The sequence below is a fragment of the Streptomyces sp. NPDC050842 genome (assembly GCF_044456565.1).
Taxonomy (GTDB): domain Bacteria; phylum Actinomycetota; class Actinomycetes; order Streptomycetales; family Streptomycetaceae; genus Streptomyces.
Genome location: NZ_JBITGA010000010.1, coordinates 243,492 through 267,035, shown reverse-complemented (window position 1 = coordinate 267,035; position 23,544 = coordinate 243,492). Strand labels below are relative to the sequence as shown.

Here is a 23,544-nt window from a genome sequence, read left to right as displayed (position 1 = left end):
CGATCTCCTTGTACCAGTCAAGTGGTGTGGTGGGTGATGTCTCGCAGCGCCGTGTAGAGCGGTGCGTACAGCAGACGAGCTACAGCGGGGTCGGCGGGATCGGGGCAGGTGGGAAGAGAGGCTCCAGCTTCGAAGTACGGGGCGAGGATGTCCCGCATGCCGGTGAGCAGGCCGTCCTCGACGGGTAGCTGCCGCGCTTGTACGCCGGGCGCGAGCGCCCGAGCGGTCTGCGGTGCGAAGCGCGCGTCGACAAATACCACCCGGGCGGGAACGCCACCACGTACCAGTCGGCCGATAACCTGCCAGATGGTCACCAACTGGTCCCAGGTGAAGGACCGCCTCTCGCGCTCGGACAGCTGCGAGTAGACGTAGCGGCGGGCCAGCAGCCTGCGCCACTCGGCTCGTGCCACATGACGGAAGGCGAGACCGGCCGCATCCAGGTTCTCCGCGCCTCCTGCAAGTTGGCCGAACGTGCCCTGTTCCAGTCCGGGTTCGTCCCGTACGAAGCGACTCGCCCAGTCGTTGATCGCGAACACGGCGAGTGAGAGGTCGTCCGGGCGGGGGTGCGGGCGGGCGAGGAACAGCGCGGTACCGAAGGCCGCGTTGCGTTGTGCGTTGAGGATGTTGTGGCCCCGTTCGACTGCCATCAGCGGAGCCACCAGGATTTCCGCGCTGCGGTCCTCGGCGAACGAGGCGAGGTCGCCGCGGCGCAGCACGGTGACCGGTCCGGCTTCCGTTGTCGGGCCTGAACCGCGTACCGCCTGTTCCAGGTCGGCATCGTCGGCCACGAGTACGCGGACTCGGCCGTGCCAGCGCTCCATACCGTGCAGGACCTCGGCCGCGGTGTTCGCTTCCTTGTAGCTGCCGACGAGCAGGATCGCCCTTCTGCGACGGACGTCAGCCACCTTCGCCAGCTCCTGTTCCAGCGGGCTCGGCGCGCCGCCACGGCCCGGGGATGCGAGACGGCTCACGAGCGCTCGCGCCGCCGCCGGACGGGCTTTGGGGTCGGTGCCGGACAGGCTCATTGGCCGGCCCTCGTCGTCGTACAGGAAGTGCGTGGTGAAAACGGATTCTCCGACCGCTTCCAGTGAACGCTCGGAGGGCTTGAGGACCGCTCCCACGGGTGCGAGCAGATGAGCGCGGGTGGACGTCCCCGCCCAGCTGGTACCCGACATGAGAACCACGTGCGGCCCCCGCTGCCCGGCACCCGGATCGGCGCCCACCTCGTGCAGGGAGAGCAGTAGCTCACGGCCGATTCCCGCACAACGGAAGAAGCGCAGGGTGCCACTGTGGCGGCCGTCGTCATCTCGCTCCCGCTCGTCCGGCAGGTACTGGAATCCCAGGACGTTGCCCATCGGGGCCTCCGGGACGAGCGGCGCATAGTCGAGTGGGGGGCGGCGGGAGAGTTCATTGCCGGTCGAGTCGAGATGCAGGGCAGCCTCCACCTGAGGCCACAGGAACACCAGCCGGTCGAGGCGCTGGTTCAGCGCGCTCAGCAGCAGCATGAACTCCAGGCGGCGTGCCGTCAGATCGAGCCAGGTTGCATCCGATGTCCGCGCTGCGGCGGGGGTCCGGGCGAGCAGGGGACGCAGCATCGTCAGCACTCGGCCACGGGTCTCCGACGCGGACAGCGTGGTTAGAAGGTCGTGGGCCAGCCGAATCAGGTCGTCGGTCTCATCGTGGTACGGGCCGTGCCCCCCCAGTGGATCGTCGCGGAAGACATCGAAGAGCCCCGTCAGTTCCTTGCGCACGGCATTGGCCTCCCGGCCGGCCGATTCAGCCTCGGGTACGTCGTCCTCGTACGCCTCGTACAGCTCCGATTCGGTCGGCACGCCATCGGGCTCTCCCGCTGCGCCGTCGGCCGGGAACCAGTCGCGGAACAACTTCTCCTGGAGGGTCCACGGGCTGAAGTACTCGATATCCGCCCACTCGCGCAGTTCGCCGTCCGAGATCAGCAGCTTGTACAGCCGGTCCGTCGCCGAGTGCGCCACAGTCAGCGAGGCTGACCAGCGTTCGATCTCCTGGTCGGTGAGCGGCAGCCTGCCCTGCTTGGACAGCTCCTCGATGCGGTGGGTCTGCACCTGGTCCAGCCAGGAGTCGATACCGGGGGAGACCAGCGTCGCGGACGGGGCGAAGATCTCGTCCAGCTTCATCTGGACCGAGTCGGCCTCGTCCACGATGATGATGTCGCTCCGCAGGCAGGCCAGTTCAAGATGACGCAATCGCTCATCACCCAGGTGGCGGGGAACCGAGGACTGCACCAGGCTCGCCGGATTCGCCACCCAGATCAGGGAGTCCACCAGATCCCGGGCCGATTGGTGGCGCGGACACGCGTGCCACACGGGACAGCCGTGCGCGGTGCCCTTCTTCTCGGCCGGACGGGTGTCCGGAGTAGCGTGTTCCTGCCTGCCTGGGCGGTAGGGCTCCGGAAGGGCCGTGGCCCCGGGATCCTCGACGCGCTTCTGCTTCTCCGGGTAGAGAGAGGCGCACGGGGCATCGGCGTACCGAAGCGGCTCTACCGCCTCGGTGCCGCGCAAGGCATCCAGTACGCACACCGTGCTGAGGTCGTCGAAGCCGGGGGCGTCGTGATCGAGGAGGTTTCCGAGGCCACGGGCGGCGAGCCTGCGGTGCAGGCGCTGCACATGCGTCTGCCGGGTGGTGAGGCCCAGTACAGGAGTCGCGGACAGATCGAGGTCGCGCAGCAGCGCACTAAGCCGCAGCTGCTCGGCCACGTCGCCGACGACGAGCGTCGTCCGCAGACCCCGGCGGGCGCCCCACACGGCGATGACGGTCATCAGGGTCGACTTTCCGGCGCCGACCATGCCGGCCAGGTGTAGCAGTCCGTCCAGGTGCATGGTCTCGGAGTCGTTGAAGGCGAAGCCATCAGCCGTGCGCGGGGCGATGCGCAATTCCTCCAGACGCTTCTGCCAGTGGCCAGGGCTCTCCACCCCCGCCGCGCGCTCTTGTCCATCCATCCACCGTGCCGTGTCGGCGAGTTCGTGCCGAGTAAGGGTGAGCGGCCTCCCTCCACCGGGGCGCCCTCGCTCCGGCCGGTGACCAGGCACGGGCTCCGGCCGCATGCGTTCGGGAAGGGTGACAGAGGTGGGGCGCCGCCAGGCGAGGAAGGTGGACCGGCCAGACGGAGCCAGCAGCAGTTCCTTGCGGGCGAGTGGGGGCAATGCGCCCAGCGCGGCGTCGTACACCGTGAACCGGTCCGAGGCGATGACGGGATCGACCGGCACTGCCGGGGAGCCGTCTGCGGGTACCTCGTACGCGCGTAGCCGCGACGGCAGCGCACGGTACGTCTCCAGGGCCTGCCGCCAGGTACGGCGGCGGCGCATTGTCCACAGCAGGTGGCGGCCGGCGGTGAGCATCACCTCGTGCTCGTCGGTCACCGCGTGACCTCGTGCGTGGGTGAAGGGGTAGCCGCCCAGCAGGACGTACGCACCCTCTGGGGATTCCTCCGGCGCGATGCGCATCAGCAGCCGGAGCGCCAGCTCGACTTGGCAAAGCAAGGTCGGCTTCACTCCGGCCAGGTCGTCCGGAAGCTCGCTCCACAGCCTGGCGAGTTCCCTGCTCACCGGCTTGTGCCAGCTGTCACGGTCACGCAAGGCTTCCTCCTTCGTTCCCCCGCAGTCGGGCACGGGCACGTTCGGTCAGCGTGCTGTCGGTCAGCAGCGGAAGTGTGCGGGCCCCCGCGGGCCGGTTGCGTTCGTAGGAGGCGATGTAGCCGGGGCGGTCCTCGACCCGGCTCCGGGGTACCACCCAGAAGGCCTCGTCATAGCGGGGCTCCTGGCGGACAGGGCGCGCGGCACGGCCCAGGAACGCCGGATGGGCCCAGTCCTTCACGTCGATCGCCCATACCCAGCCGTCGGGGAAGGTGACATGCAGGTCGTAGGCGTCGTAGGCGGGCCACATTCTTACGCGAAGGCCCAGCTTCACCAGAGCCGTTTCCAGGTCTGCCTCGGCGCGCCCAGGACCGGTGACGAACTGCCGCAGCGGGCGCTCCAACTGGAGCAGTTCACCAGCCTCGTCCACGGCGATGCGACGCCCGACCGGAGGTGGTCCCTGGCGGCGGCAGCGGTCGCGCTCGCACCACCATGAGCCGTCCCGGACCGGAGTGAGCAGGGTTTGGCAGCGCCCGCAGACCGAATAGGTGTCCGCACGTATGTAGCTGTCGGGGGCGGGTTGGTAGATGCGCCGGACGAGCTCCTTGACCGGGTCGAGTACATGGTCGACGGAAACCGCGAAAGCCTCGGCGGAGGTCAGTACCGGTCGGTTGACGAGCAGCCGACGGAACTCCGTGTAGGCGTCCTCCTCGCCGTGCTCTCGGCACAGCCGGAGCGCAGAGTGGATGATTTCGCGGTCGCGGTGAGTGAGGGCGCTGTCCCGCGACTGCTCCGCCCACTCATGACACAGCTCGCTCGGCCGCGAGGACACGGGGTCGAGCAGAAGGTCACCCGGGTTGACCGCATCGGCGGGCAGGTCCACGGGCCAGTCCGCCATCGGGCGCTCCCGGCACCAGGCCAGCAGGTCGGGCAGGCTCATCGGTGGTTGCGCGCCCCGCTCCAAGCAGGCCAGCACGGTCCGGTCCAAGGCGCGCTGGACCTCGGGTGGGTAGGGCAGGGTGAAGGCATTCAGCCCCGTGACGGCGTCGAGAGCGGTCAGCGCGGAAGCGAGAGTGCGAATCAGCGGGACGCCGTCGTGCGCCGACCAGTCGGCTGCGTGCGGCGGCAGAGTGCCGGCTGTCTCCACGTCTGTCACTCAGCCTTCGCATGGGCCTGGCCGGCGGCACAGTGGCGCAGCATCTCGCAGTTCCCGCAGTGCTCGCCGGTCTTCGGCTCGTACGTCTCGTCGACGGCCCACGGGCCGGCGAGCCGGGCGACGATGCGGCGGGCGGCAGCAAGGGTGTCCGGATCACCCGGGTCGATCTCCTCGCAACGCGAACCGCCCTCGTACAGGAACTCCAACTCGATCAGGGAACGGCGGGGGTCGCCGCCCGGCACGCCGGCGGACATCAGCAGGACTGCCAATGCCAGCTGGGGGTGGGTTTCCAGTAGTTCCTGGCCCTCCCATGGGCGGCGGGTCGCGGTCTTGGTCTCGTGCCAGATCCATCCGCCGGACCGGGTGTACAGCAAATCTGGGTCTGCGACGATCACCGTATCGAGTTCCGGGTCGTATGTGGTGAGCCGCTTCTGGACCTCGACCTGCTCAGCGGTTCCGAGACCTTCCAGCGGACAGGCGCGCAGGTGCTCAGCGAGCATGGCGAGTGCGGGCGCCTGCTCGCCGGTGGCCAGGGAGGGCAAGGACTCGGGAAGGGATACGCCGTAACAACTCCCTTTACTATGCTGCTGATTGAGCCAGGCATCTACGGCACGCCCCCTGCGGATCGGCTCGCTCTCCGGCTCGGACGACTTCAGGTGCAGGACCCGGGTCAGATGGAACAGTGCCGGGCAACGGGCATGTGTGCGCAGATCGGAGGCGGAGACGGAGCGTCGCTTGCGGGTTAGGTGTGGGGCGGGTACGCCGAGCAGACCGGGGGTCCTGGCCGGCTTTGCGCAGCCGGCGAGGGCTTCGCAGCGCTCGCAGCTGGAGCCGGGATTCAGCCTGTCGTCCGCGACAATGCGGCCCAGTACGGGCTTGGCGTGTGTCGCGTACTGGTGTGCGGTCTCCTCGGCGTCCCAGTCGGCGAGGACCGCGTAGGAGCCGTCGCCGCACCCGACACTGATGATCCGAACCCGGTCCGGGTGTGTCGTACTGCCCGGTGCGGGCCGGTGGATGTCCCGGAACGCCGAGTCGGACGGGGTCCCGGTGGCGGCGACGGAGGCCGCCTCGGCGATCTCGGCGTGTGGGCGGTTCTCCTTGAAGGTATTGACGGAGAGCAGCCACAACTCGCGCTCGGAACCGTCGTCGGATGCGTAGCGGCGACCCCAGGCGGTGCGCTCGTAGCGTGTCGCCCCACGGCTGTCGGGGAGTTCGAGTTGCCTGATGCTGGCCCACTGCTCCCGCACGGGCACGGTTGCGAGCCTCTTGAGTGTCTGACGCTCTGCCTCGGCCGCCTTCCGCGCGGCCAGGTAGCCGCGCACGGCTTCAGAGGCCCAATGGAGGTGCGCTGCATGGTATCTACGGTTGCTGGCGAGTTGCCGCAGTGCTGTCTCCACGTCTGCACCGTTGTACTCGATGGCGTCGAGGGCTTTCATCACCGGCGCGAGGGCGAAGTCCTCGACCGGCTTGCGGCGTGGCCGTTCCGGCACCTGTTCGATGAACGGTCTGGCCCGCACGGCAGTCCCGCGTGGGCAGTCCCGCGGATCCTCCCGCAAGAGCGGCAAGGAGGTACGGATGAGTCTGATGTCGCCGTCCGTGCGGGGGAGGGGCAGCTGAAGCGTCATGACGGACCCCTTGCTTGGGGAGACGGAAGAGCCTCAACAAGGGAAGCGTATGTCTGTGAACTTAGTCAAGCGATTCAATGTGGGTCGACTGTGAAACGATATGGTGTGCTGGCGGGGCACGGTTCATGGCGAACGGGGGTGCGGTGTGGAAGCGGGGGAAGTCCTCGACGGCCGATTCCGGGTCGACGAGTCTCTCGACCAGGGCGGCATGGGCAGCATCTGGAAGGCGACCGAGACGGCAACCGGACTGACGGTCGCCGTCAAGGTGCTTCGTCTCGACGCCTACACACAAGGCCGCTTCAGTCCGCGGGAACAGGCGCGCCGCAGGGTTGAGCTGCTCAGGCGGTTCGAGCGCGAAGGGGTGATCCTCGGGGAGCTGGACCACTCCGCGATCCCGAGGCTGCTGCACCGAGGCTATCTCCGCGAGGAACCGTATCTCGTTATGGAGTACGTCGACGGCGTCACTCTGCGGGACTTCCTCGATCTGCGTCGTCCTCTTCCGCTTGATGCGGCGTGTGCCATCGCTGTACAGATCACCGAAGCGCTCGCCCACGCCCACTCCCGCGGTGTGGTCCATCGGGACCTCAAACCCGGCAACATAGTCATTGCATCCGTTGGCGGGGCGGTCAAGCTGCTCGACTTCGGCATCGCCTATCTCACCGACCCGGACGCGACCCGTTACACCGCGCTCGGCGCGACGCCGGGCAGTGCTGGATACATGGCGCCCGAGCAGCTGCGAGGCCAGCAGGAGGTATCCGCCTCGGTGGACTTCTACGCTCTCGGCTGCGTGGTCTTCGAATTGGTCACCGGCGAGGGGCCGTTCAGAGACAAACCGGATCGCAACCGGGACACACAGCATGTCGAGGATCTCCCGCTGCGTATCCGGGAGATCAATGCCGGGCTCCCGCAGGATCTCGACGATCTGGTGTGGGATCTCCTGGGGAAGACCCCGGCCGACCGGCCGGCCCACATCGAAGACATCCTGGTCGTCCTGCGCGACCATCTGCCGAGACCCGGAGACCCGGCTCCAGAACCCGAACTGGATCCCGACCCCACCACACGCTACCGATGTCCGGCCGGGCCGGCCTTCGCTCCCGCCTTCGGGGGTGCCAAGCCCTCGCCGCGACGGCCTGTTCGGCGCCGTGGGGCCTGGCTGGGCCGCCAGGAGTTCGCCGGTCTGCTGCTTCAGGCGCGGACCGAGCTCGAAGCGGAGACCCCGGGTGTCGGATGCGAGCAGCTGGCGCTTGCGCTCGACGGGGCTGTCGCTGACTGGGGGTTGCGCGAATTCGCGGTCTCGGAGGCGCAGCTGATGTGCGCCGACTCGGCACGCCTTGCGGGGAACGACCGTCGGGCAGCATCGTTGTACGAGCAGGTTGCCGTGGCCCTGCACGGGCGCGCAGACCCGGTGTTGCGCGCCTTGGCCCTGGAGGCCCGGGTGGGTGCTGCCGAGTGCAAGGTGCCGGAGGACGATCTGCTGGGCGCGGTGATGGCCTGGGAAGAGGCCGTCACCGATGTGCTGGAGTTTGCCGCCGCTCCTGATCGCCTTGTGGCGCGATGCCGAGAGGTCGCGCTGGAGCTCGATGAGCGCGGTTGCGGCTCGGCCATTGCCCCGCTCGTTGCGAAGCTGGCACGGTGGTGAGTCTCAGCCACTGAGCAGTCCGCCCGAGGCCAGAAGATCGCCCAGCGACCGCCCCAGGTCGCTGCTCACGGAGTTCATCCCATGCAGCTCCCGCTCGAAGGCAGCGATCTTCCGGTAGATCTCCCCGTAGCGCTGCTGTTCGTGCAGGGGGAGCCGGGGCACCTGCAGCCGTCGCACGTCCACCCGGGATGAGGTGGAGGCATGGGTGCCCGCCTGCCGGACGTTGGAAGGGGCGCGCAGGCAGCCCGCCAGGAACCATGGATCGAGGAGCGATGGATCCGCGCGGAGAGCGTAGAGGTGAGGTCCGAGCACCGAAGGAGCCCCGACGTCGACCCGGGCATCGAATGACCTGGTCACACCCACTACGATCACATCTTCCGATGCGGTCAGGGTGACGGTCCCGTCGGCCATCCCGCGTGGTACTTCCTTGGCGGGCAGCCAGTGTTCGGTCCCTCCGGGCAGGAGGAGACCGGGAACCGTCAGCACAGGCACGGTGTCCTCAGGCCGTTCTCCGCGCTGAACGATCTGGTCGGGCAGGCCTTGGCCCGAGAAGATTTCGACGGCGCCGGCGCGCTCCAGTTCCGCGACGGTTGTGCGACTGACGGGATCGTGGCCCTCCGCAGGGTGCAGAGTGGACAATGACGCCGCGATGTCGCGCAATTCGTCGAGGTGTGCGCCGAACCGGGTCCACGACCGGCGCAGATCGGCCACACTGGCGGCGTCTTCGCCCGGGATGTGCCGTGCCGGTGTGAGGTCTACCTTTTCGTCGAGCAACTCGATCACTGGAATGGCTACGCTTCCGGAGGATTGCTCGCCCCGAAGCGTAGCCGACACCCCTTCCTGCAGCCGAGGCCAATCGATGCCGGCCTTCCCGGCTGTGGCGTCCAGTCCATGGGCGGCGTCCATCAGAACCAGGTCGGTCCGAGGATTCCGTGTGTCTGCCGCTCTTAGTACCCAGAGGTGCAGGCCGACAGAGTGTGGTGGTGCGGCGCCGGGCGGCAGCGCGATGACGGCTTGGAGTACCCCTGCGCGCAGCAGTCCCGCTCGGATACGCCGCCCCGCGCGGCGGACCGCGACAGCGGGAGGCAGGACCAGTACACAGACGCCGCCGGGCGCCATTGATGCGACAGCGTGTTGCACCCAGGCAAGTTCAGGCTCGGTCCGCGGTGGGAGCCCGTACACCCAACGCGGGTCGGTGGCGAGTTCCTCATGTCCCCAGTCGCGTTCGTTCGACGGCGGATTACACAACACTACGTCCGCGCGTACACCGGCGTGGACGTCAGCACGCAGTGTGTCGGAGGCTGTCACGATTGGGAGATATCCGGCCATGGCCAGTCGAGCCGAGGTAAGGGCGGCGAGCACGGGCTCGTTGTCCTGACCCAACAGCTTTACCTCCTGTGACCCCCGCCCGAGCCGACCCGCTGCCAGAAGCAAGGTTCCCGTTCCGCACGCGGGATCGAGGGCGGTACGTACATCGCCGTCATGAACGAAAGACGCGATGGAGGCCATGAGGGCTGCTAGTGGCTCTGGAGTGGCGGTGACCTGGCGCACATACGTCCGTAGCCACCGGCCCAGCAAGAAGTCGAATGTCCGCTCGGCTCCCTCGCCGCGGGCCGCCGCGACTGCTCGCTCCAAGAGCCGGGTCTCGACCTCTCCCAGCTTGGGTAGGTCGGGCGAAGGAATCTCCGCCCGAGTCGCACTGAGGCGGGCGCCCACGGCTGCCACCAGCAGTCCCATGGCATCGCGGTCACCGAGCGCTTCGAACTCTGGCCACAGGCGCTCCAAGGGCCGTTCGGGAACCTTGAACTTGTTCTCGTCACGCAGCCACTTCTCGATATCCGGAAGGGAGAACTGAGGGCTCGTGTCAGTACCGCCAATCGCAGCCGGGAAGCTCTTGTAGCGTCGCCGCCAGTTGCTGACGGCGGCACGACCTACGCCGGCGAGACGGGCAATCTCTGCGAGGGTCACCAGGACAGTCGACCCGTTGGATTTGGACATGAGACTCTCCGGAAGTTTCGGTGGCCGTGACACCGCCAAGCTATCGATGGCTCCTGTGGGTGGCCATGTGTTGCTTGACTCAGTTTACGAACGCTAGAGGAGCGTGGAGTGTCCGCCCTGCGCGTCCGTGGCCGCGGAGGAGCGAACGCACAGTCGATCGCGCTGCAGGTTGGGTCCGATCCCAGGCGCTGCTTCTTTCCCCGGCTACGCAGAGATCCCCAGCTGGACGGTGTATTCAACCGTGCGAAGTGGTAGGAGACTGCAGCTACGGCTGCAAGCCTGCCTGGGCATATATGTATGGAGCGGCACGTCACGCCGATGGTGCCCAACGCCTTCTTTCTGGGGAGGGCTCGCACTGTGGGAGGGCAAGTCACTCGCTGGGCTGGTGCCTGGCTGGACTGCGACGACATCGAGACGCTCCGGGGAAGATCTTCCTCGCCGCGAAGTCCGTTCCCAGGGGGGTGGCGCCGTCCCGTTCCGCTGGGGCGCTCCGCGTTCACCCATCAGCGTCCATATGGCGAGACGCAGTGGCTCCTGCTCGACTTCGCCCGTGATTTCACCGGTCCCGGCCTGGTCGACCTCGCTTTGTACCGAGTTGCCCGGCGTACCAGCGGCCTGTCCACCGGGGCGCGGGTCCTGGGCTGGCATCACACGTGGGCCGGGGCCGCGGTGGAGGGAAACTGCAACCACGGAATAGCGAAGGACCGCTTCGGTAGGGGCAGCATTTGGTCACGAGGCACGCCACCGTGCTGATTCCGTTGCGACGGACTTGCGGGGTCCTTATGCTCGTGACCAACGCGTCGACGGAGACGAGTAGCCACGGATCACGCGAGCAGAGAGAGCCGCCGGCAGCTGTGAAGGCGGACTCGCACCCGTGGTGAAGACCCTCCCGAGCGCGGGGAGGAAAGGCCCTCGGGCCCAATGCCCCGCCGGTTTGCCCCCGTCATCGGGCTGAATGAGGCCGCCGCTGTCTGGCGGTGGCAAAGGCGTGGTGGCACCGCGAGTACCCTTCTCGCCCACGCTTCCAAGGGATCATGACGACGCCCCTGGAGGGCTGCGATGATCCACACGACTAGCCGCGTACTGGTTTCTGACCTACGCGCACACCTCGACCAGACCGTCACCGTCTCCGGCTGGGTGAACGCGCTACGGCTGCAGCGCAAGATGCAGTTCGTCATCCTGCGGGACCACTCCGGCATGGCGCAGGTGACCCACAAGCGCGACGGCGGCCCGCTCGAAGCCGTCATCGAATCGCTTACCCCTGAGTCCGCCGTCCGGATCACCGGCCGCGTTGTAGAGGCGGCCCAGGTCAACCTGGGTGGCCTGGAGATCGTCCCCGAGACGATCGAGGTGCTGAACCGGGCGGAGACACCTCTGCCGATCGACGAGCACACCGGCCCCGAGCACCGGCTCGACTGGCGGTTCCTCGACGTACGCAAGCGGGCCACCGCGCAGATGGTGTTCGCCGCGCAAACGACCCTGGAGCAGGGGCTGCGCGAGTACGCCATGCAGAACAGCTGCACGGAGATGCACACGCCGAAGCTGATGGGCACCGCCTCGGAGTCCGGCGCGGAGGTGTTCAAGCTTGGGTACTTCGACCGCTCGGCCTACCTCGCGCAGTCGCCGCAGTTCTACAAGCAGATGGCCGTGGCCGCCGGCATCGACAGGGTCTTCGAGATCGGCCCTGTCTTCCGTGCCGAGCCGTCGTACACCTCCCGGCATGCGACCGAGTTCACCGGCGTGGACGTCGAGCTGTCGTGGATCGACGACGTCGAGGACGTGATGGCGTTCGAGGAGCGGATGCTCGCCCACGCCATCGCGAAGGTCGCCGAGGTACACGGTGAGGCGATCCGGGAGGTCTTCGGCATCGAGGTCGTGGTGCCGGAGGCTCCGTTCCCCAGGATCACAATGGCCGAGGCGCAGGAGATCCTGCGGGCCGGCGGCTGGGACCCCGAAGGCGTCAAGGAGGACCTGGACCCGGAAGGCGAGCGCACCATCGCCGCCCACATGAAGCAGCTCACGGGCCACGAGTTCGTGTTCATCACGCACTACCCGGCCAGCATCCGGCCCTTCTACCACATGCGTCCGGCGGAACGGCCGGACCTGACGCTCAGCTTCGACCTGCTCTGGAAGGGCCTGGAGATCACCACCGGGGCCCAGCGTGAGCACCGCTCCGACGTGCTGCTTAAGCAGGCGGAGGAGAAGAGCATGGACACCGAGCCGATGCAGGACTACATGAACATCTTCCGGTTCGGGTGCCCGCCCCATGGCGGCCTCGGCGCCGGCCTGGGCCGGATCCTGATGGTCATGCTCGGCTTGGACTCGATCCGCGAGGCCGCGTTCCTGTTCCGGGGACCGAACCGCCTCACCCCCTGAGCCAGGGGTACCCGCACTGCTGCCCCACCGCCTATCTGGCGGTGGGGCAGCTGGGGCTCGCTCAGTAACGGGTGTGGCCGAGGTCGAGCGTCCACGCCTCGGCGGGGTTCTTGTCCCAGTGGTCGCGCAGCGCCAGCTCGCGGTCGGCGTATCGGCCGCTGCGGGACAGGCCGCCGTGGGAGAGGGTGACGCTGAGCGCGAGTGGCGATTCGGTGGTGACCCAGTGCGGGGTCAGGGCGTGGCTCCACAGCTGGTCGCCTGGCTGCATCGTCACCGACTGCCGCTGCGCCTCGTCGTGCGGTGGGGGATCTTCGGCGGTGGTCTCACCGAGGACCGCGGCTTCGGGGGACAGGTGCTTGTCGGGGTTGTGGTAGCTGTGGAAGGTCTTGATCCCTTGGACCTGCCACACCAGACCGTGCGAGTTGTCGTTGTGGTAGGTCGAGGCCGCGCCCTCGGTGGACAGGAACAGGATGGGTGCGCACCGCTGCCACGTGAATCCCTGCGACGACAGGTAGGTGCGCCAGGGCACCATGACCTCGTCCTGGAAGCCGGTCAGGATCTCGCCGTAGAACCGGGCGAGGTTGAAGTGCACCAGGCGGAACGGCCACGTGGCGATCTCCTCGACCGGGGCCGTCCGGAACGCGGCGGTGCGGTCCATGCGCACCTTCCAGTCGTCCTCGCCGAGGATCGTGAACCGCACCTCCTCGTCCCGGCGGACGTGGTCGAGGATGTCGATCGCCGGTAGGAACAGGTAGTCGAACGGGACCTGCATGCGGAAGTTCGGCGGCTGCCTCCAGTGACTGTTGAAGTCGTCGGGATCGGTGACGGAGACCGACGGTTGCACGTGGACCCCCAAGGTCAGGCCGCCGCGCAGTCGCGGGACGCGGGGCGGCAGATGGCGGCGCAGTCGGGTACGACGCGGTCCGTGGCCGGCGCGTCGAGGAAGGCCCGGATCTCGGTACGTGGGGCGTGGACACTGACCTCGGAGGCTCCGTAGGGGCAGTGCCGCACCTCGCCGTCAGCCGACATGTAGAGGGTGGCCGACCGACAGGGGTGACTCTCCTCCTTGGACAGCTGTAGCTGCCGCAGGTCGTCGAGGTAGGACCGGTATCCGTTGGACAGGCGGAAGTACTGGTCGAGTGCCGCCGTGTCGCGCGCCCTCTGCATCAGGGAGTCCTGGAGTGATCGGCTGTCCCGGCGCAGGGCGCTTTCGGAGAGGAGGACGGGGCTCAACTGGATGTCGATCCCCGTTCCCGCTACGAGGTCGGCGAGCTGGGCGGCTTCCTCGTCGTCCACATCCCAGTAGGTGAGGTGAAGGACCTTCGAGGGGGTGTCGACGGCGTCCAGCGTCGCGACAGCCGAGGCCGCCGTCCGTGTGGTGCGGCCAAGCATCATTGCGCCCTGCGAGTCCGCGGAGACGGTCACGTTGGTCAGAAGGTGACCGACCTCCGCGAGGGCAGCGACCTCAGCCTCGGAGCGGGCCGAGGTCACCATGGACACCGTCATGCCGAACTGGAGGGCCAGGCGGACGAGCTGCCGGAGCTCTGGGTGGTGGGTCGGCTCACCGCCCGTGAGGCACACGCCCTCGACCCCGGTCTCCTTCAGCCGCGACAGGGCACGCGTGTACGTGGCGGTGGTGAGGAAGCCGCGTGCGCGGTCGGCCCGGAAGCAGAAGCTGCACGCGACCTCGCAGTGCCCCGCCGTCGAGATCAGCGCCGTACGGACCGGGGTGCTCATTGCACCCCCGTGTTGTCCCACACCGCGATGGCCACGGTGTTGGTATAGAAGGCGCACATCTGCGGGTCGGGGGTGCTGCCGCCGATGAGGGCTTGTTCGTTGCGGGACGGGCCACCGCAGATGGCCAGCGCCGGGCACTCGCCGCACTCGGGGAGCGGCGCGACCTTCTTCGTCGCCCTCGTGAGGAGGCTGGGGTCAGACCGCAGGTCGTCGAGTGTGTGGAGGAACGAGGGCTCGGTGAAGTTGATGTCGCACACGCTGACCCGGTTCCCGGGCAGCAGGGCGGCGTTGAGACTGCGGTCTCCCTGCATGTGGTCGAACAGCATCGGCCGGCGGGTGTCGAGGGCCTGGAAGGCCCGGTCCAGGACGGAGAAGAGCATCCCGCCTTTCCCGAGCGCGGTCAGACGGGCCTCGTAGAGCTCCCGGGCCAGGTCCGCGCCGTTCACCCGCCACTGGCCCCCGGTGGGGATGGGTGTGTTGACGTAGATGAACTTGAGGCCGAGGTCGTCGATGATCCACTGCACGCTCTCGGCCAGGCGCCCGATGTTCGACGCCGTGGGGGTGAGGTTGCAGCCGACGTGCAGGCCCTTTGCCTCGACCAGGCGCCGGACGTTGCGGCGGATCCGGTCGTCCGCGGGCTGGCCGCCGAGGAGCAGCCGGTTCGCCGAGTTGATCCCCGGTGGGCCGTCGATGGAGATGCCCACCCCGTACTCACGCTGCACGAAGTGGTCGAGGGCCTCGTCTGTCAGGCGGGCGCCGTTGGTGACGACTGTGCGCCGGACCCGCTCGACGCCGTAGCGGGCTGCGAGGGTGTCGGCGAGTTCGTCGCCGTACTGCATGAGGTCGAAGCAGATGGTCGGCTCGCCGCCGAACCACTGGATCGAGACCTCTTCCTGCCCCGCATTCTGCTCGAACAGGAACTCAAGACCGGCGGCGAGCTCCTGCTCCGTCATGTCAGGCTTGCCGCTGTTGGTGTCGACGAAGCAGTACGTGCAGGCCATGTTGCAGCGGTCGGTGAGCACCACCCGGAGGCCGCTGATCCTGCGCGGTGTCGGGTCGATGCCCAGGGTGTGGAGGCGGTGGTGGAGTGCTTCACGGCGGTCGGCCGCGGGGCCGTCCTGGGTGAAGCCGAGCCCGGCGAGGGCTAAGTGTGTCGCGGTCGGGGGGACCCCGGCGAGGTCAGAGACCTCGCCGGAGTCGAGAAGCACACTCTCCAGCGTGACCGGGTCGAGGAGGACAGCCTCGCCGTCCCGGTCGTACTGGAAGTATTTCCCCCACAGCAGCTGGGGAGTGGCCACTGGGTCAGGCCGCCGTTTCCTCTTCGGCGATGCCCAGCTCGGCCATGACGGCGCGGACCTTGTCCTCGGCGTCGGCCTGGAGCCGGGCGGAGGCCGCGGGGGAACCGCCGTCGGAGAGGACGATCACACCGGGGAGCGTCGGGTTCGGCGCGATGACCGTGAGACCGGCCGGCTCGGTGCTGATGACCATGACCGCGCCCTCCAGGCTGACCCAGTCGGTGCGGTCCTTCAGGGCCTCCAGGATGCGGCCCTGCTTGTCGCGGAAGGAAGCACGCTCACCCATCCACACGCCCGCCTTGGACTTGGAGTCCACGACGTCCGCGTAGATGAGGTGGTTCTGCTTCTCTTTCCTGGGCTTCGGCATAGCTGATCTCCTTGGTCGAAGGTGACTGCCCGGAACGGACAGCTTGGATCCGCTCTGGTGCCGCCGGTCCAGTGCCGTATGACACCTCGCCGGTTTCGTGCACGGCGCCCGGGGGCGCCGTTCCCTGCCCGGTGCCGAGCGCTTGGTCAGCGCCGGGCGGGAAGCCTGTTCAGCCCTTCGTGGCGCTGGGCTGTGCCGAGTGGGTGATCGGTTGGAGGGGCTGGAGGGTGTCCGGATCGGCGGTCCATTCCCGACCCGAATGGTCCAGCGGGCGCATGTGCGCCACCTTCCTGACCGGCCTGCCGGTGAGTTTCGATGCGTAGATCAGGACTGCGCCAACGGTTCCGCGACGTCCGCTGGCGGGGTGTGCGACGTCCTGTCCGAGGAGCCGGTGCCGGGTGTCCTCCGTGACCCAGACGTTCGCCTCAGCGGTCGCGCTCATTGGGCACCCCCGAGGCCGAGGAAGGCGTCGAACTGCGCGGAGCTCCACGTGGAGGGATCGCCGTTCCGGCTACGGAACGCCTCGGCGGCCCGGGGCAGACCGCGGCGCTCCGACGAGGTGCCGGCGTCCGTCCCCATGTACGGGGCGACGACAGCCTCGTAGCGAGTGCTGGTCGCGCCGGGGGTTCGTCGGGGAAGCCGAGGGCCGCTCACGTTCCACTCCCTTTCGCCGGGGGTCTTCGAGGTGGCGTAAGAGTCCCCCTGGTGCGGGTGTCACGGCCACGACGCGGTGGGTGTCATCTGGTGCTCGCCCGGGTGACCGAGGTGTCATGGAGGTAGCTCCGCGATGTCATCTGCCCGGATTCCGTTGCGCAGCAGGGGCGTTGGCAGGTAGGCACGAAGTGGAGCGGGGCGCGACGTGGCCCGTCTCCTGACCTTGAGGGAGCGACCGATGGACGATCCGGCGACGCTGCTGCGCGTCTTAGTCCAGCAGCGGCATTGGCGTTACAGGGACTTCGTCACGGCGTTCGAGCGCGCGGCCGTACAGGCCGGCGTGCAGGGCATGTCGGTGTCGGAGGCACAGTTCCGGCGGTGGACGTCGGGACGGATCAAGACCATGCCGGGACCGGACACGTGCCGGGCACTGGAGCAGCTCTTCGGCGTGGACGCCGCAGCGCTCTTCGGGCCACCGCCCGTGCTGTCGACCTCGGCATCGGTGACTCCCACTGCGTACGACCTCGAAAGTGAAATCGCCATGACCGCACGTGACGCCGCTGATGAGGCGGGGGCTGCCGCCGCGCAGTCCGTATCCGACACGACCATCGACCAGCTCCGTGACGACGTCCTGTCCCTCGCCCGCTCGTACGGCGCCGCGAGCGCCTTCGAGGTGTTCCGGCGGGCCAGGGTCCTCCGCTCGGAGGCGGAGCACCAACGTGGACTCACCAAGGTGCCTGTGCAGCAGCAGGACCTGTTGATCGTGGCGGGACAGGCGTGCGCGCTGCTGTCGACCGCCGCGTTCGACCTCGGCGCCCTGGACGACTCGGCACGCCTCGCCCGATCGGCGGCCCTGTACGGGGAGATGGCGCGCTTCGATCCGCTACGGGCCTACGCCACCGGGTCCTTGGCGATCTGCGCCTATTTCACGGGCCGACCTTCGGAGGCCGTACGGCACGCGCGGACCGCGCTGGCCTACGCCGGTCTGGGCGACACGGCCAAGCGGCGGCTGCTGTCCATCGAAGCCCGCGCCCACGGGCACCTCGGGGACCGGGAACGGGCCACCCGCGCGCTCGTCGCATCCACGCGGCAGGACAGCGGTGAGCGGGACGCCCTGCACGATGACGTCGGAGGTGAGTTCGCCTTCAACGAGGAGCGGCTGCTGATGTCCAACGGCACCACCGCCCTGCTCGTCGGCGACGGGGCAGGGGCCGAGGTGACTGCGCAGCGGGCGCTGGACCTGGTCGCGTCCCGGCCGCCGGCCCGGCAGTCGGTACCAGTACGGGGCAAGGCCGCGGCCGACCTCGCAGCGGCGCAGCTGCTCCGGGGCGACCTGGACGCGGCGGCTGCGACGCTGGAGACGGTGTGGGCGATCCCCGCGGAACAACGTGTGGCGGGACTGCTGGAGCGCACCGGCGGCCTGCGGCGGGCGCTGACGGTCGCCGCGTTCAGGGGGACGCGGGTGGCCGTCAACCTCGGCGAACAGATCGAGGAATTCGGGCGCCTCTCGGCACCGAGGCAGCTGGGCACAGCGAGCGGACTCCTCGCTATCGAACCCTGACGCTGGCCTACCCCCTGTGCCTACGAGTGGCCGAGGGCAGCGAGAATCTGGGCTTCCTTGGCTGGGTCCACTCCGTGCTCGTCCCACCGAGGGTGTTCGACCGGTCGGCCGTCTGCCTGCATCCACGCCCAGGTGTCGGCAATGGTGTCGGCGAGTGGACGGCAGCGGAGCCCGGCCGCCGCAGCACGAGAGGCATCGACGGACCACACCCCGGGGTGGGTGCGCCACAGCGGAAGCTCCGTCCACTGCTGCACACCGTGCGCGGTGAGCGCCGCTGCATCGGCCCACACCGGGCTGCCGGTGCTACCGGTGACGGTCAGGCACTCGGCGATGAAGTCGGCCCAACTGATTCCCTCGGGATGGGCGATGTTGAACGCTCGGCCAAGGCCATCGGTGCCAGCGGCCTGATCGACCGCGAAGGCGGCGACGTCTCGTACGTCCACGGGCTGGATCATCTGAGTGTCCGGCGCCGGGACGACGATCGGCCCGCCGCGCTGGGCACGCGTGAGCCACCAGGGGAGACGGCCGACATACTCACCGGGCCCCAAGATCACTCCGGGCCGCAGGAACACCACGTCGTCCCCGAAGGCAGCCCGCACGGCAGCCTCTCCGCCCGCCTTCTGGAACCCGTACTTCGTCGGACTGCCATCGGCGCCGGTGTGCCCGAACGACTCGTCGGCGTCCGGCGGACACTCCAGCAGCGGGGAGTCCTCGGTGAGCGGGTGGTGCGGCCACCCCTCATAGACGGAGACCGTGGAGACGTGCACCCACCGGGCAGCGACGGGACGCAGGGTATCGGTGGCGAGGAGCACGTCACGGGGTGGGAATTCGCTGCTGGATGTGTCGATCACGGCATCCCACGGTCCGTGTGAGGCGAGCAGCTTCAGGTCGTCGGGACTGGTCCGATCGCCCTGGACGGTGTCGGCGCCCTCGACCGTACCGGAGCGGCCCCGGTTGAACGTCGTGACCTCCCACCCGCGTCGAAGCGCATCATCAACGATCGCCCGGCCAAGGAACCAGGTGCCACCCATCACCAAAATCCGCATGAGGTTGACCTTGTCACGAAGCACGACGTGGGCACCATCCCGAGGCGCCGTCTCGGGGGTCGTGTGATCGGTGCGGGCGCGGATACACAAGGCGACCGGCGGCAGGAGGGCCCGGCCACCGGCGTTGGGTGGCTAGGGTCAGGAGGATGGCCGGGTTGTGGTGGGCGGCACGGGCATGGCCATCGACAGTGCGCGCCCGCCCATGCGTCGCCACATTTCGGACCGGAACCCCGAGCCACCCTGTGGGTCGCAGCCGCCCGAGCCCGCGCACAGCAGGGCCCCCTTGTGTACGACTACATGGCGCTGTGAATCCCTGAGACCTGCACTGGACGTACGGCGGGCCCGCGGTCCGGGACCGGTGACCGACACGGCAGCGCCCGGGACCGTCGGCGTACTCTGCCAGAGCTCCACCACTTCAGCCGCCGTCTGGGAGTACCCGCGTGACCGAGCCGCAGCGCAAGCCCTTCCTGTACGTCGTCGTCTGCGCCGCCGGGATTGCGGGCGAGGTCGGCAAGCTGATCGACGCCGCGCACGAGCGAGGCTGGGACGTCGGCGTCGTTGCCACCCCACAGGGGCTTCCTTTCCTCGACGTATCCGAGATCGAGGAGCGGACCGGTTACCCCGTCCGCTCCGCCTGGCGCGCGCCCGGCGACGCACGGTCCTTCCCACCTGCCGACGCGATCGCCGTAGCCCCGGCCACCTTCACCACGGTCAACAAGTGGGCGGCAGGCTTCGCGGACAACCTTGCCCTCGGCATCCTCTGCGAGGCGCCGGGCATGGGCATCCCCACCGCTGTCCTGCCTTACGTGAACACTGCCCTCGCAGCCCACCGCGCGTACCAACGCAGCCTCGCCGAGCTGCGCGAGATGGGTGTTCTGGTCGGCAGCTACGAGCCGCACCGCCCGAAGTCCGGCGGCGGTGCCGACCGCTTCCGCTGGGAGGAAGCCGTCGACCTCCTGGCCCCGTTCCTCGTGGCAGGCGACGCCCGCCACTGATCTTGCGACTTCTAGCGGGGTAGGGCCTGGCGGATTCCACGTGAGGAATGCCGCCGCCCGGTGGCCGGGAGGTACCCGCCACCGGGCGCAGGGTGCTGCGCTGGGGCCTGTCAGTCCTCGTGGGGGAGGTATATGCCGCCGTCCGGAGCGGCTATGGCGCACAGGCCCTCGTACTCGGCGCGGTCTTCCTCGGTCATGTGCGGGAGTACGTCCATGACCATGCGGGCTTCGGGGTGCCGGGCGAAGTACGAGAGCACGAGCTCGGTGAGGGCCTCCACGGCCTTGTCCTGTTCGAGGGCGGCCGCGGCGTTGCAGGCGCTCATTGCTGCCACGGCTTCGAGTTCGGTGCGCGTGGCCTGGAAGGCGGTCGCCTGATCGGCCTGGGTGAAGGGGCGACCGTCACTGTGGGACCAGGTGTTGGTGTCGGGTCGGAGCTTGAAGTCCGCCTCCAACAGCAGGGCGATGACTTCGATACGCAGTTCGGTTTCGGGCATGCGGGGGTTCCTTACGTGGGTGGGGTTGGTGGTGATGTTTTCAATGCTCCGGAGAAACCCCGGTTTGGCTGACCGGGGATCGTCGGCTATGTACGGCGGCGGATGCGTTCTGCCGTCAGCGCCGGCGGGAGGCGTTGTTCGCGGCCTTCAGAGCCGGTTGTGTGGTCGGCGCGTGCCGGGGGAGTGATGCTGCGGGATCGGCAGGCAGGTGGGCGAGGCGGCGGAGGCGCCAGACGAGGACGTCGCTGACGGAGGTGGCACTGTCCAGCTCCCGGTGCCGCGTGGCTTCTGCGAGGAGGTGGGCCGGGTTGTGGCCTGCGGCCTGGGCATCGGCGAGGGTGGCCGCCAGGGCGGGCCAGCCCGGCTCGGCCAGAACTTGTTCGGCAATCTCGGGCAGCGTCTGGCGGAGGACGGCTGCCTGTCGTCGCTGCAGTGGCAGGGAGCGGCCTCGCTGGTGGAGCACGGACATCGGCTGGGCGGCCGCGATCTCGTAGGCGGCGCGCAGGTGTTCGGCGGCTTGGTGGGCGGCTTCGGCTTGCTGGGCGTGGTGCTTCTTGGTGTGCCAACTCGCTGCCGCGGTGACGAGGAAGAACGCGGTGTCGATGAGCATGGCGGTGGTGGCGCCGTCCTCTCCGCGGCCGAGGGACCGTCCGCTGTGGACGAGGTCGTGCGCAGCCTGGCGCAGGGCGTGGTCGTGCCCGCGTACGGCGCGGACGTGGGAGCGGGAGGCCCGTTCGAACGCGAAGGCTGCATCGCGGAGTTCTCTGCGGGTGTAGGCGGCGGAGGTCTTGGCGAGGGCGTCGAGGACCTCCCCGGCAGCGGCGATCTGGGCTGCTGCCGTGCCTTCGTCGGCATGCTCGATGAGCAGCAGTGCCTGCCAGGTCGCAGTGGTGGCGCGGCGGCGGGCGTACGCAGGGCCGGTGACCGGCGGGAGAGCGGGGAGCTCCGGTGAGACGTCCTCGTCCGAGGAGGATTCTGCCGGTTGGGTCCAGCGTTCGCGGATACGGGGCAGGGAGAGATCGGGGGCGAGCTTGGATCCCGAGTAGAAGACGGGTTCGCCGTTCTTGTTGCGGTCGCCGGGCAGGGCCACGGTGTAGCCGAGGAGGTCCCCGGACGGCGCCACGCGCCGCTTTACGAGGAGACCGGCACGGCTGAGACGGTCGAAGAGCTCCTCCTCGCTCTGGGCGCCGGCCGCCGCGCGTCGGACGCTCTCGCGCAGTTCCTCCCTCGGGGTGCGTTCCCGCTGGTGGCGGTCGGCTTTGTGGCGTTCGGCACTGGTGGGGCGCTGGGCTGCGGTTCCGTCACCGGCGTTGAGGCGGCGCAGGCCGTAGTCGGCTTCGATGAGACGGGCTTCGGCCTGGGAGCGCTTGGCTTCGTTGTGGCGGCGGGGCCGGCGGCCGTCCTCGCGGACGGTGGTGGCGATGATGTGGATGTGGTCGTCGGCGTGGCGGACGGCTGCCCAGCGGCAGGCGGCGGTGTCGCCCTCGGGGGCCATGCCGGTGGCGGCGACCATGCGGCGGGCGATGTCACCCCACTGCTCGTCGGTGAGGACCGGGTCCTCGGGCGCGGCACGTACGGACAGGTGCCACACGTGCTCGGTGGGGCGCCGTGACTTGGGCAGCGCTTCGACGGGCTGGTCGAGGAGCCTTTGCAGGTCTGCGTAGGTGGCTTTCGGGTTGCGTCCAGGGTCGGGGACGAGGCTGTCCCAGGCCGCCACGAGGTGCGGGTCGGTGTGTTCCTCGTGGGTGCCGGGGCCGTAGAGGTAGCGGATCAGGCCGATGGTGCGGGTGCCCATCTTGTGGATGCGGGGGATCATCCGGCGGGGGTCTCCGTCTCGACGTAGCGCTGGGCGAAGTCGTCCACGCGCTCGGCGGTCCGTTGGACGGCGTCGAGGACCGCCTTGGCGTGCGGGGCGTCGGCGCCGGAGTTCAGGACGGTGGTGACCTGGTTGAGGTTGTGGCCGATCTGGCCGAGGGCCCGGCGCAGCGCGAACAGCTCTCTGACCATCTCCCGGTGGGTGGCGATCTCGGCTTCGGTGTGTTCGAGGTCGCGTGCGGCCTTCAGGGCGGAGTGGGCGAGGAAGGCGGCGATGCTCATGTGGCAGGCGGACGCGGCGTGGGTGAGGAGCGTGAATTCGTCGTCGTTCATGCGGCAGCTGGGCTGGTGCACGCGCTTCTTCTCGGCGAGCAGGCGCTCACGCTGGCGCACGTGCGATGTCGTTGGGGCGGTGTGCGTGCAGCGGGGGGTGTGGCAGGTGTGCTGTCCCTCCGTTTCGTGGTGCGATCCGGCTTCGGCGGCATCTCGAAGGACCGGCGCCCCCTGGTGCCGGTCCGCACCCGTCACCCCTGGGGCGGGGGAGCCCAGAGCATTGCTCCCGACGGGAGCAATGCTCTGGGTACAACTTGCTCCTCCTGAGGCTGGAAGCGAGGGCATGTTCTCGTCGCGGCTGGGAGGGTCGTGCGGTGGGTTGTGCATGCGTGTCCTTGAAGCGGTAGAGGCTGGTTGTGTGCAGGGGCTGTTGGGCGGGGTCGACCGGTTGGGGACCGCTCGCTCGTGACGCGAGACGCTGCCGGTGCTGTCCGGGGACCGGGCGGGGACGGTCCCCGTTTCGGGTAGGAACTCGGTCCCCAGCGGCAGGGGCGTGGGGGACCGGTCGTCTCGGTCCCGTAGTGGTGGGTGGGGACGGTCCCCGACGTGGTGACCTGGCGGTCCCCGAACCGCCGCAGGGTGGTCCCGGATGGTGGGGACCGAGGGGCCGGTCCCCACTGAGTCGGGGGACGTCAGGCGGGGGTGACCTGCGGAAACAGAGTTGGGGACCGGTCCCCGTGGTGGCCGGCGCGCGCAGCGCAATCAGGGGACGGTCCCCGATCGACTGCTGCCGGTCCCCTCCTGGGGGAGGTCGCTGCCAGCCGGGGAGCGGGGCCAGGTTGGGGACCGGGACGGGGACTACGACCGGGACGGGACCGGGTTGGGGACCGTGATTGGGACGGGGA

17 protein-coding genes are annotated in these 23,544 nt (G+C 68.9%); 4 read left to right on the top strand and 13 right to left on the bottom strand.

Annotated elements, in window-relative coordinates; translation table 11 throughout:
* Positions 1-17 precede the first annotated feature (17 nt).
* From ACIBG6_RS30970 to ACIBG6_RS30960, 3 genes are read right to left on the bottom strand one after another with little or no spacing between them, the layout of a single operon-like run.
* On the bottom strand, positions 18-3,611 hold the full coding sequence (locus ACIBG6_RS30970) for a hypothetical protein (protein ID WP_399226001.1): 3,594 nt from the start codon (positions 3,609-3,611) through the stop codon (positions 18-20).
* Positions 3,604-4,755: a hypothetical protein gene (locus tag ACIBG6_RS30965; RefSeq protein WP_399226000.1), complete on the bottom strand. Its 1,152-nt coding sequence runs from the start codon at positions 4,753-4,755 to the stop codon at positions 3,604-3,606. Before ACIBG6_RS30965 ends, ACIBG6_RS30970 begins: the two co-directional genes overlap by 8 nt.
* Before the next feature lie 5 nt (positions 4,756-4,760).
* On the bottom strand, positions 4,761-6,389 hold the full coding sequence (locus ACIBG6_RS30960) for a PD-(D/E)XK nuclease family protein (protein ID WP_399225998.1): 1,629 nt from the start codon (positions 6,387-6,389) through the stop codon (positions 4,761-4,763).
* Positions 6,390-6,534: 145 nt separating this feature from the next.
* Between ACIBG6_RS30960 and ACIBG6_RS30955 the strand changes: the two genes are divergently transcribed.
* Positions 6,535-8,028, top strand: coding sequence for a serine/threonine-protein kinase (locus ACIBG6_RS30955; protein WP_399225997.1), 1,494 nt, complete (start codon positions 6,535-6,537; stop codon positions 8,026-8,028).
* Positions 8,029-8,031: 3 nt separating this feature from the next.
* Here the strand turns inward: ACIBG6_RS30955 and ACIBG6_RS30950 are convergent, their stop codons facing one another.
* Positions 8,032-10,026 carry an N-6 DNA methylase gene (locus ACIBG6_RS30950; RefSeq protein ID WP_399225996.1) on the bottom strand — a complete coding sequence of 665 codons (1,995 nt, stop codon included), beginning with the start codon at positions 10,024-10,026 and terminating at the stop codon, positions 8,032-8,034.
* Between the two features lie 1,059 nt (positions 10,027-11,085).
* Here ACIBG6_RS30950 and aspS point away from each other — a divergent pair.
* Positions 11,086-12,402: an aspartate--tRNA(Asn) ligase gene (gene aspS, locus ACIBG6_RS30945; RefSeq protein ID WP_399225995.1), complete on the top strand. Its 1,317-nt coding sequence runs from the start codon at positions 11,086-11,088 to the stop codon at positions 12,400-12,402.
* A 61-nt stretch (positions 12,403-12,463) separates the two neighbouring features.
* On the opposite strand, the gene ACIBG6_RS30940 is transcribed toward aspS, so the two are convergent.
* The 5 genes from ACIBG6_RS30940 to ACIBG6_RS30920 all read right to left on the bottom strand — a co-directional run bounded on the left by ACIBG6_RS30940 (position 12,464) and on the right by ACIBG6_RS30920 (position 16,455).
* Entirely contained in the window at positions 12,464-13,246 is a 783-nt protein-coding gene (locus ACIBG6_RS30940) for a hypothetical protein (RefSeq protein ID WP_399225994.1), read from the bottom strand.
* 14 nt (positions 13,247-13,260) lie between these two features.
* Positions 13,261-14,139: a radical SAM protein gene (locus ACIBG6_RS30935; RefSeq protein WP_399225992.1), complete on the bottom strand. Its 879-nt coding sequence runs from the start codon at positions 14,137-14,139 to the stop codon at positions 13,261-13,263.
* Positions 14,136-15,437: a radical SAM protein gene (locus ACIBG6_RS30930; RefSeq protein ID WP_399225990.1), complete on the bottom strand. Its 1,302-nt coding sequence runs from the start codon at positions 15,435-15,437 to the stop codon at positions 14,136-14,138. The genes ACIBG6_RS30935 and ACIBG6_RS30930 overlap by 4 nt, the downstream gene beginning before the upstream one ends.
* A gap of 4 nt (positions 15,438-15,441) precedes the next feature.
* A complete protein-coding gene (locus ACIBG6_RS30925; RefSeq protein WP_266907177.1) occupies positions 15,442-15,801 on the bottom strand; it encodes a hypothetical protein in 360 nt (119 codons plus the stop codon).
* A 438-nt stretch (positions 15,802-16,239) separates the two neighbouring features.
* Entirely contained in the window at positions 16,240-16,455 is a 216-nt protein-coding gene (locus tag ACIBG6_RS30920) for a hypothetical protein (RefSeq protein ID WP_399225989.1), read from the bottom strand.
* Between the two features lie 238 nt (positions 16,456-16,693).
* Here ACIBG6_RS30920 and ACIBG6_RS30915 point away from each other — a divergent pair, with 238 nt between their 5' ends.
* Positions 16,694-18,016 carry a DNA-binding protein gene (locus ACIBG6_RS30915; protein ID WP_399225988.1) on the top strand — a complete coding sequence of 441 codons (1,323 nt, stop codon included), beginning with the start codon at positions 16,694-16,696 and terminating at the stop codon, positions 18,014-18,016.
* A gap of 20 nt (positions 18,017-18,036) precedes the next feature.
* On the opposite strand, the gene ACIBG6_RS30910 is transcribed toward ACIBG6_RS30915, so the two are convergent.
* On the bottom strand, positions 18,037-19,047 hold the full coding sequence (locus ACIBG6_RS30910) for an NAD-dependent epimerase/dehydratase family protein (RefSeq protein ID WP_399226096.1): 1,011 nt from the start codon (positions 19,045-19,047) through the stop codon (positions 18,037-18,039).
* 455 nt (positions 19,048-19,502) lie between these two features.
* Here ACIBG6_RS30910 and ACIBG6_RS30905 point away from each other — a divergent pair, with 455 nt between their 5' ends.
* Positions 19,503-20,057 carry a flavoprotein gene (locus ACIBG6_RS30905; protein WP_399225987.1) on the top strand — a complete coding sequence of 185 codons (555 nt, stop codon included), beginning with the start codon at positions 19,503-19,505 and terminating at the stop codon, positions 20,055-20,057.
* Positions 20,058-20,167: 110 nt separating this feature from the next.
* On the opposite strand, the gene ACIBG6_RS30900 is transcribed toward ACIBG6_RS30905, so the two are convergent.
* The 3 genes from ACIBG6_RS30900 to ACIBG6_RS30890 form a co-directional block, all read right to left on the bottom strand.
* Positions 20,168-20,551: a hypothetical protein gene (locus ACIBG6_RS30900; protein WP_399225986.1), complete on the bottom strand. Its 384-nt coding sequence runs from the start codon at positions 20,549-20,551 to the stop codon at positions 20,168-20,170.
* A 115-nt stretch (positions 20,552-20,666) separates the two neighbouring features.
* On the bottom strand, positions 20,667-22,367 hold the full coding sequence (locus ACIBG6_RS30895) for a relaxase/mobilization nuclease domain-containing protein (RefSeq protein ID WP_399225985.1): 1,701 nt from the start codon (positions 22,365-22,367) through the stop codon (positions 20,667-20,669).
* Positions 22,364-22,759: a plasmid mobilization protein gene (locus tag ACIBG6_RS30890; protein WP_399225984.1), complete on the bottom strand. Its 396-nt coding sequence runs from the start codon at positions 22,757-22,759 to the stop codon at positions 22,364-22,366. Before ACIBG6_RS30890 ends, ACIBG6_RS30895 begins: the two co-directional genes overlap by 4 nt.
* Positions 22,760-23,544: the final 785 nt, after the last annotated feature.

Bases quoted from the DNA above. Each gene is read 5' to 3' on its own strand.
- ACIBG6_RS30895 (WP_399225985.1), bottom strand. From the start codon at position 22,367: ATGATCCCCCGCATCCACAAGATGGGCACCCGCACCATCGGCCTGATC.
- ACIBG6_RS30935 (WP_399225992.1), bottom strand. From the start codon at position 14,139: ATGAGCACCCCGGTCCGTACGGCGCTGATCTCGACGGCGGGGCACTGC.
- ACIBG6_RS30910 (WP_399226096.1), bottom strand. From the start codon at position 19,047: ATGGGTGGCACCTGGTTCCTTGGCCGGGCGATCGTTGATGATGCGCTT.
- ACIBG6_RS30960 (WP_399225998.1), bottom strand. From the start codon at position 6,389: ATGACGCTTCAGCTGCCCCTCCCCCGCACGGACGGCGACATCAGACTC.
- aspS (WP_399225995.1), top strand. From the start codon at position 11,086: ATGATCCACACGACTAGCCGCGTACTGGTTTCTGACCTACGCGCACAC.
- ACIBG6_RS30925 (WP_266907177.1), bottom strand. From the start codon at position 15,801: ATGCCGAAGCCCAGGAAAGAGAAGCAGAACCACCTCATCTACGCGGAC.
- ACIBG6_RS30950 (WP_399225996.1), bottom strand. From the start codon at position 10,026: ATGTCCAAATCCAACGGGTCGACTGTCCTGGTGACCCTCGCAGAGATT.
- ACIBG6_RS30900 (WP_399225986.1), bottom strand. From the start codon at position 20,551: ATGCCCGAAACCGAACTGCGTATCGAAGTCATCGCCCTGCTGTTGGAG.
- ACIBG6_RS30915 (WP_399225988.1), top strand. From the start codon at position 16,694: ATGGACGATCCGGCGACGCTGCTGCGCGTCTTAGTCCAGCAGCGGCAT.